Genomic DNA, 6,903 nt, shown 5'->3' with positions numbered 1-6,903 from the left:
TGGAAGCCGCGATCCAGGATCCGGAAGGCAGCGCCTACGGTGGCGGCCCGGGCTATATAGGCGGGTTGGCAGAAGGTGAGCGCCTGGTCAGTAATATTCTGACCGTGAACAGTGATAAAATGCCGGCAGGTTTGAAACGTGCCTCGGCCCGGGATCTGGCGTTGGATGCGGCAGGGCTAGCGTTGTCGGGTGCTCCCGCTGTGGGTATGATGCGGGGGGCGGGAAAGGTTGTTCCAAACAACAATAGTTTGAGGTTTAACTCTCAAGCAGATCCATTGTTGGACTCAATGGGACCGGCTCAGCTAAGTCACCCTGCTGAGTACAAAGCCATAATTAACGATCTTGAAGTAAATAATGTCTCAATTAAATATGGTGATGATTCGATAGCATTCTCTCCAAATACGGCTGGAGGGCCATTGGGCAATGAAATACTTTTGCCAAATGAGTTCTCGATATCAGCTTTGAGGCATGAATATGGGCATTTCTTGGATCACCAAGCACTAGGTTCTCCACGATATATCGAGTACTTCAAAAAACCTGAGCTGATTCTTTCCACAGAAAGGAGGCAGTATTTGGGTGAGATTCGTACGGCTAGGGAAATTGGCGATACAAGTGCAAGAAGAACTCTCATTGAGAATTACCTAAGTGAGAAAAACTACATCATTGATAGGTATTATCAGAGGCCATATGGCGGCAAAGTCGATACCACAACCGTAGGAGGCAACTAATTATGTATATGCCAGTAGATCCAAATTCGATTGATGGTATGTGGGATAAGCTTTTACAGAGTTTATCCTCACAAAAAAACTGCGTAGTTGTTTCTGATGGTCAGGTAAGTGATGAGCCAATAGACGAGAGCTTTAGCAATGAAGAAGCCGATAGTTTGCTTGCAAAACTCAAGTCTAGAGAGTATGTGAGGATTGGTAGTTCTCGAATGAGTCCAGTTCCTGCACACTTTGCGATTGATTTCACGGATAGCACCGGTCGGCTTATGGAACTCATTTCCTTGTCATCAGATGATGAACGTTTGAGAAACGATGTGTCTTTGGTCTGCCAGTTCTCATTCTTTGAGAATAAAAAACTGGAAAGGCTGTTCATACCGTTTGTTATAACGGGTCTTGAGGACCCCGAGTTGAAATTTGAGGTTGATGAAAGTGCTGGAGCAACAGTAGCTTATAGAATTTGAGTTGTGCTGAATGAGGAACAACTTGGCCTTGCTCAGTTGTTCCAAACACGACACCTAATGTTGTGTTAGATGCAAGAGCTAGATCTGCTGCACTCAAGGAGAAGTATGGTCATTTAAGTCGTACTGAAAGGCAGCAGCTTATCGCCCAAAAAGCTGAAGTAAATGCCGAAAACTGGGTTAGAAACTATGAAGCGAACTTGGGCCAGAGTTATCCTGGATTAAACCCTCACTTCGTGGATAAACATGGTCCAGATATTCCGTTGAGACCAAATTTGGCAGGTAGAGCAATAGACGGCACTCACCCAAGGACTGGAGTCCCCGGTAGATTCCCTCAACCCAGTTCTCAATTCAAGGACTGGCAAACCCAGCGAAATGTCATTAATGAAGGAATAACGAGAGAGGCTAGAGGGCTACCTAAATACAATGGATTTGATCGTCAGGGTAATCCTGTTGTAACGGGGACGTATAATGATACTGTCGGTTGGGGATTTACTAAGAATCGTCAAAACTTGAGTCAGCCTCATTTCAATCCAAATTATACAAATTGGACTATTCGTTTTGATGCTGGAACTGGCCAGCCCTTTACTGGTTACCCAACACCGTGAGAAATTAAAATGAGTTTAAAGTTTCCAGATAGTGATGTTGATTTTGTAGTCACTCCAGCGTATTTCCTTGGCGATTTTGATGTGTATGATCGTGAAGAAACGCTGGGTGAATACTTGAGTAATTTTGACCCTAATGATACTGAACAGCTGTGTAAGCTACTTGAAGAAAAATTCTTTAATGGCGGAAGGTTACTTAAGTTTTCATTAGGTCATAAATACGAACTGATGAGAGTATTGGGTATTGCATTGGCAGATACGGATTATGACTTTGAAACAATTATTCATCATCAAGATGATTATTTTTGTTTACCTTGGTCTTGGGAGATTAAAAGTCCACGGAGCTTTTTTGAAACTATATATCTAAAGATGTATGAGCATTGGGGGAGGGAACTAATAGCGGATGGATTTGACCTTGCTAAGCCTGAAGAATTGTTTGTATAGGGTGCTGAAGTTTTAAGTTGTTCCAAACAACAAAAATCCTTTCATCTGATTTCAACCTGGATTTGGTTTGCTTATCTCAGGTTCTTTAATTAAGCACAGGGTTTACATTGGTGCCTCCATCAATATTGTATTCGGCTCCCGTGATAAAATTGGCGGTGTCTGAGGCGAGAAAGGCGACTACATGCGCAATATCGCTGGGTTCACCAAACCGGCTCAATGGAATGCGTTTCTGCATGGTAGCCGAAAACGCTTTAATGTCATCGTCTGACATGCCCAGCTTTCCAAAAATAGGGGTGTTAACAGGCCCGGGGTTGACTGCGTTGACACGAATATTTCTGGGGGCCAGTTCAGTGGCGGCCGTACGTGTAAGAGAATTTAGTGCGGCCTTACTCGCAGCGTAGACAGCCGTATTTTGCATGCCGGTGTAAGCGTTGATTGAGCCAAGATTGATCACTGATGCTCCGTCATTTAATACCGGCAGAAATTTCTGTAACGTAAAAAATGCGCCTCTGAAATTGATATTCATAATGTCATCGAATTGGGCTTCCGTAAATTGCTCGATGGGAGCAAAAGCCGAAATGCCGGCGTTGATGAACAAAATATCAATACCTCCATGCCTGGATTTAACTTGCGTAGCCAGGCTTTCTAGCCTGCATATTTCACCAAACCATTTGAATGGTCAAGTTCATAGCTAATTGAATCTCTGACCCCTATAGATCGAGCGAATTGTCTGTAAAACATTCAAAGCGCGCGCTCAAGGCGCAACTTTCCCTTACCCCGTTATTTTTCAGCGTGCCGGGGACAGCACTCTCCATGCATCAGCTGCTATCGAGTATCGTTGCCGCATGAACAAACAGGGACTGATGAGGATAGGCTCTGCTGAGCATTATCTTTACGCGGCGCGTATTTCGCAGCACTACGCCACCGATCTTGAATAGCTTTAACCGGATCGTATTGACTTGCGCTTTCGCCAATGATGTATCGCGGAGTGCCAGGCTTCGCAAACGCTCCACCAGGGTATAGGCATAGCCGGACAGCAAAAGACGAAATTGATTGGGCCACCACTCATGACATGACGTTCGTCCCGAAAATAGTAGCTGCTGTTCCTTGATCCGGTTTTCCATATCACCGCGAGCACAGTACATCTTTGTGTAGATGTGCCTGGCGCTTTGCTGCAAGCTGGTGACGACAAATCGTGGATTGGCTCCTTGCACCCCGTGCTCTGCCTTGATCACAATGCGACGTTTACGACGCTTCCAGCTACGTGCCGAATAATGAAATTCATTGAATAGTCGCTGCTTCTCGCCAGTTAGCTCAAAAAAAGTTTCAGCGGCCGACCGGGTGCTTTCTGACAGGCTTAGTAAACGGCTGTTTTTGGCGATTCCTACGACGTAATCGACGTTATTGCGGTCACACCAGGCCAAAATCATCGGCTTGCAAAAGCCTGAATCACCCCGGAAAATAATCCGGATCTTTGGCCAAGCCTGCCGAAGCCGTTTGACTAACAAGGCCAATATGGCGCCCGCATGGTGTGCCGCTCCGCACGACGCCGGCCGCAAGTAACTAACCAACAATTGATGATCGCAAAAGACATACAAAGGCAAAAAGCAGTAGCCATCGTAAAAGCCATTGAAATATTTTCCAACCTGGTCGCCATGAACCGGGTTGTCAGTGGCGTCGAAGTCCAGAATCAACTGCTTCGGTGATTCCTCAAAACTGTTGATGAACTGATCCACCAGAATCTCGTGCATGGCGACCGCTGTGGCCCGATCTGCTCGTTGTTCCAGTCGGCACAATGTCGGGGCGCTACTGAGAGGTTGATCGTTCTCGGTAGCCGTCTGGAAGACGGTATCCCCGGATAATGCGCCGTGATCATTCAGATCTTCGTAGCCTGCCGCCATGGCGTAAATTCGCTGACGCAAAAGGCTCAACTGGCTATGCTCACAACGACCCTGAACGCGAGGGTCTTCGATAGCGCGATCCAGAGCCTTGGTCAATCCAATTTGGCGATCAACGCTCCGTAACAGCAACATTCCACCGTCCGAGGTGACTTCCCCGCCCTCAAAATTAACTTCAATCTTACGGCGTTTAACGCGTGGAAATTCCAGGCTGCTCTGGTAACATTCTGTCATGGCGGGATCGTCCTTATTCTTTGGCTTTAGCACCTAAATTATAAGGGTTAAACGGTTCCGCCTCCTTCTTTTAATGAAATATCCGGGCTAGATCGCTGACCTTTGCCTGATCGGCAAATATTGCATGCACACCTAGTTCGGATGCAACCTTATCCAGGGCCTCTCGATTGCGGCCAGTGACTGTGACATCTGCACCTAATTTTTTGAGCACTCCGGCTGTTGTATAACCAATGCCACTGGTTCCACCCGTGATAAGCGCTATTTTTCCGGTCAAATCAATCATCGTGATACGTCCTCTAGGTAATGTGTGTTTACACTAGAGGGTTAGATAAAATGGGGCGACCCGAATGTTGCTAATCGAACACTAAAAATTGGCTGCTTGCGTATTTTGTTGTGCCTGGCCGGCAAGAAACCAAGATCAGTCTGTTTTTTTACCCTCGTCTGTCTCTGTACATGAAACAAATCCGTTACAGAACAGGGCGTTTACTATGCATTATCGTATTGTGTTTGGGGCATTACTTATTTCATTGGGTTCCACTGCTTTTGCCAATCCCTATCTGGGGGGCACCGCCGGAAAGGTGGATTATTCCGACGACGAACTGAATAGTCCCACCGGCTTTGAGATCAAGCTGGGAGGCCGCGTTCACAGAAATCTGGCATTGGAATTATCTTACATCGATTTCGGGGATGCCGAAGATGATTTGGAACCGGTGTGGGAATACAGCATTGATGCGGTGGCGCTGGCCGCGCTGGCCGTGTATCCATTGAGTGAGGTGTTTGAGCTGAATATACGGGTGGGTGGCCACCACTGGGATACCCAGGTGCATGAGGCGGGCTTTGGCAAGGTCGCTGATTTGAGCGGTACCGATTTACACTATGGGGTGGGAATGGGGTTCAAACCCAGTGAGCACCTTCAGCTTGGTTTGAATTACATCCGTTATGAGGTAAAGACCGGGGATATCAATTATCCCAACGCCAGCTTTAATTATTATTTCAAATAGTTTAGGCGTATCAGGAACGCGCCTTATAGCAATAGAATCTATCAACGTACTCAAAACCGGCTGCCGTAATTTATACTGTAGTGATGATAGATCGGCTGAGAGGTTGAGCATGTTTGATCTGGAAGTGCTGCATCGAAGCAAGATATTGTTGGTGGATGACGATGCGACCAGTTTGCAGATTTTGCAGGTGATTCTGAAAAAGGATGGTTATCACAATGTGACTGCCCTGGATGACCCGACCCGGGTGGCATTGGAGTATGGCCAGCATGCCTATGATTTGATTGCCCTGGACATCCATATGCCGGTTATGAACGGGTTTGATGTGATGGCGGCATTGTCGGATTCCTTTGCTGGTGAGTTCATCCCCATCGTGGTGTTGACCGCCGATGAAGATCACTACACCCGTGATCTGGCGTTGGCCAGCGGTGCCCGGGATTTTATTCAAAAGCCGTTCAATCATCGTGAGGTGTTGCTGCGGTTTCGCAATTTACTGGAAACCGTGCACCTGCAGAAAGCGTTACGGCACCAGAACGAATTGCTGGAGGTAAAGGTGCAGGAACGCACCCGGCAATTGCATTATTCTCAGGTGAAACTGATTGAATGCCTGGGGCGGGCGGCTGAGTTTAAAGATAACGAAACCGGCGCCCATGTGATGCGCATCAGTAAGATGACCGGAATTGTGGCGCGGGCGCTTGGTTTACAGCCTCGGGATGTGGAGTTGGTTGAGCAGGCCAGCCCCATGCACGATATTGGTAAAATCGGGATTCCTGATCGGGTGTTACTGAAGCCAGGTAAGCTTGAAGGTGAGGAATGGAGCACCATGCAAACCCATGTTTCCCTGGGGGCACACATCCTGAGCGGCGATCATAACGATTCAGAGTTGTTGCGGGTGGCTGCGGAGATTGCCCTGAATCACCATGAGCGTTGGGATGGTACCGGCTATCCAAATGGTTTGAAAGGTGAGGAAATTCCACTGTTTACCCGCATCACCAGTGTGTGCGATGTGTTCGATGCGCTGACCTCCCGGCGCCCCTATAAAGCGCCCTGGCCGGTGGAAGAGGCCATTAAGTTCATTGATGATCAGGGTGGGCGGGCTTTTGACCCGACGATTGTCGCCTGTTTCAAGTCGCAGTTACACAAACTGCTGGCGGTGAAAGAGGCGTTTCCGGACCTGGATTCAGTGGGTGTTGTTCCGCAACCGTATCCCAAGCAGTCTGAATCCCTAACTGACAAGCATCACTAGCAGGAACGCTGATACCAGAAACAGAGCCATGATCAGCAGTGGTGAGGGTGGGTTTGAAGAGTGTGAATGTACCGGATTTTCGCCCCGGTTGCTTTCATAATCCAGCACCAGTTTGCGTGCTTTCTCCACATCCTCATCGGCTACCCGCACCAGGGCAAAATCGGCCATGCCGATCTCGCCGATTGCACCTTGCAAATAGTGTCCATCCACGTGGCTGTCCACACCCTGGGCGCGTAAATAACCGGAAAGAATATGAGCCTCAGCAATGTCTTTGGCACGATAGATGATCTGCATT

General features: G+C 47.8%; 10 protein-coding genes. 6 read left to right on the top strand and 4 right to left on the bottom strand.

Annotation, left to right across the window (positions count from 1 at the left end):
* From D9N13_RS22795 to D9N13_RS22780, 4 genes are all read left to right on the top strand, one after another.
* On the top strand, window positions 1-728 hold a 728-nt coding region (locus D9N13_RS22795), incomplete at its 5' end, for a hypothetical protein (RefSeq protein ID WP_290594282.1).
* A gap of 2 nt (window positions 729-730) precedes the next feature.
* A complete protein-coding gene (locus tag D9N13_RS22790; RefSeq protein ID WP_290594281.1) occupies window positions 731-1,186 on the top strand; it encodes a hypothetical protein in 456 nt (151 codons plus the stop codon).
* A gap of 62 nt (window positions 1,187-1,248) precedes the next feature.
* Complete coding sequence (locus tag D9N13_RS22785; RefSeq protein ID WP_290594280.1) at window positions 1,249-1,791, top strand: hypothetical protein; 543 nt, start codon at window positions 1,249-1,251, stop codon at window positions 1,789-1,791.
* 9 nt (window positions 1,792-1,800) lie between these two features.
* On the top strand, window positions 1,801-2,232 hold the full coding sequence (locus D9N13_RS22780) for a hypothetical protein (protein ID WP_290594279.1): 432 nt from the start codon (window positions 1,801-1,803) through the stop codon (window positions 2,230-2,232).
* 85 nt (window positions 2,233-2,317) lie between these two features.
* On the opposite strand, the gene D9N13_RS22775 is transcribed toward D9N13_RS22780, so the two are convergent.
* The 3 genes from D9N13_RS22775 to D9N13_RS22765 form a co-directional block, all read right to left on the bottom strand.
* Window positions 2,318-2,872: an SDR family oxidoreductase gene (locus tag D9N13_RS22775; protein ID WP_290594289.1), complete on the bottom strand. Its 555-nt coding sequence runs from the start codon at window positions 2,870-2,872 to the stop codon at window positions 2,318-2,320.
* A 178-nt stretch (window positions 2,873-3,050) separates the two neighbouring features.
* Window positions 3,051-4,364: an IS1380 family transposase gene (locus D9N13_RS22770; RefSeq protein ID WP_290594278.1), complete on the bottom strand. Its 1,314-nt coding sequence runs from the start codon at window positions 4,362-4,364 to the stop codon at window positions 3,051-3,053.
* A 70-nt stretch (window positions 4,365-4,434) separates the two neighbouring features.
* Window positions 4,435-4,647 carry an SDR family NAD(P)-dependent oxidoreductase gene (locus D9N13_RS22765; RefSeq protein ID WP_290594277.1) on the bottom strand — a complete coding sequence of 71 codons (213 nt, stop codon included), beginning with the start codon at window positions 4,645-4,647 and terminating at the stop codon, window positions 4,435-4,437.
* 205 nt (window positions 4,648-4,852) lie between these two features.
* Between D9N13_RS22765 and D9N13_RS22760 the strand changes: the two genes are divergently transcribed.
* Together D9N13_RS22760 and D9N13_RS22755 are read left to right on the top strand one after the other, a co-directional pair.
* Window positions 4,853-5,365 (top strand): porin family protein, encoded by a 513-nt coding sequence (locus D9N13_RS22760; RefSeq protein ID WP_290594276.1) that lies wholly within the window; start codon window positions 4,853-4,855, stop codon window positions 5,363-5,365.
* A gap of 109 nt (window positions 5,366-5,474) precedes the next feature.
* A complete protein-coding gene (locus D9N13_RS22755; RefSeq protein WP_290594275.1) occupies window positions 5,475-6,608 on the top strand; it encodes an HD domain-containing phosphohydrolase in 1,134 nt (377 codons plus the stop codon).
* Here the strand turns inward: D9N13_RS22755 and D9N13_RS22750 are convergent.
* The gene (locus tag D9N13_RS22750) at window positions 6,588-6,902 is read right to left on the bottom strand and encodes a DUF2007 domain-containing protein (protein WP_290594274.1); all 315 of its coding nucleotides are present in this window, start codon (window positions 6,900-6,902) and stop codon (window positions 6,588-6,590) included. The genes D9N13_RS22755 and D9N13_RS22750 overlap by 21 nt on opposite strands.
* Window position 6,903: the final 1 nt, after the last annotated feature.

This window comes from Ketobacter sp. GenoA1 (assembly GCF_003671475.1).
Classification (GTDB): Bacteria; Pseudomonadota; Gammaproteobacteria; order Pseudomonadales; family Ketobacteraceae; genus Ketobacter.
This window is presented reverse-complemented; position numbering and strand designations above follow the sequence as displayed.

Bases quoted from the DNA above. Each gene is read 5' to 3' on its own strand.
- D9N13_RS22760 (WP_290594276.1), top strand. From the start codon at position 4,853: ATGCATTATCGTATTGTGTTTGGGGCATTACTTATTTCATTGGGTTCC.
- D9N13_RS22755 (WP_290594275.1), top strand. From the start codon at position 5,475: ATGTTTGATCTGGAAGTGCTGCATCGAAGCAAGATATTGTTGGTGGAT.
- D9N13_RS22750 (WP_290594274.1), bottom strand. From the start codon at position 6,902: ATGCAGATCATCTATCGTGCCAAAGACATTGCTGAGGCTCATATTCTT.
- D9N13_RS22765 (WP_290594277.1), bottom strand. From the start codon at position 4,647: ATGATTGATTTGACCGGAAAAATAGCGCTTATCACGGGTGGAACCAGT.
- D9N13_RS22790 (WP_290594281.1), top strand. From the start codon at position 731: ATGTATATGCCAGTAGATCCAAATTCGATTGATGGTATGTGGGATAAG.
- D9N13_RS22770 (WP_290594278.1), bottom strand. From the start codon at position 4,364: ATGACAGAATGTTACCAGAGCAGCCTGGAATTTCCACGCGTTAAACGC.
- D9N13_RS22780 (WP_290594279.1), top strand. From the start codon at position 1,801: ATGAGTTTAAAGTTTCCAGATAGTGATGTTGATTTTGTAGTCACTCCA.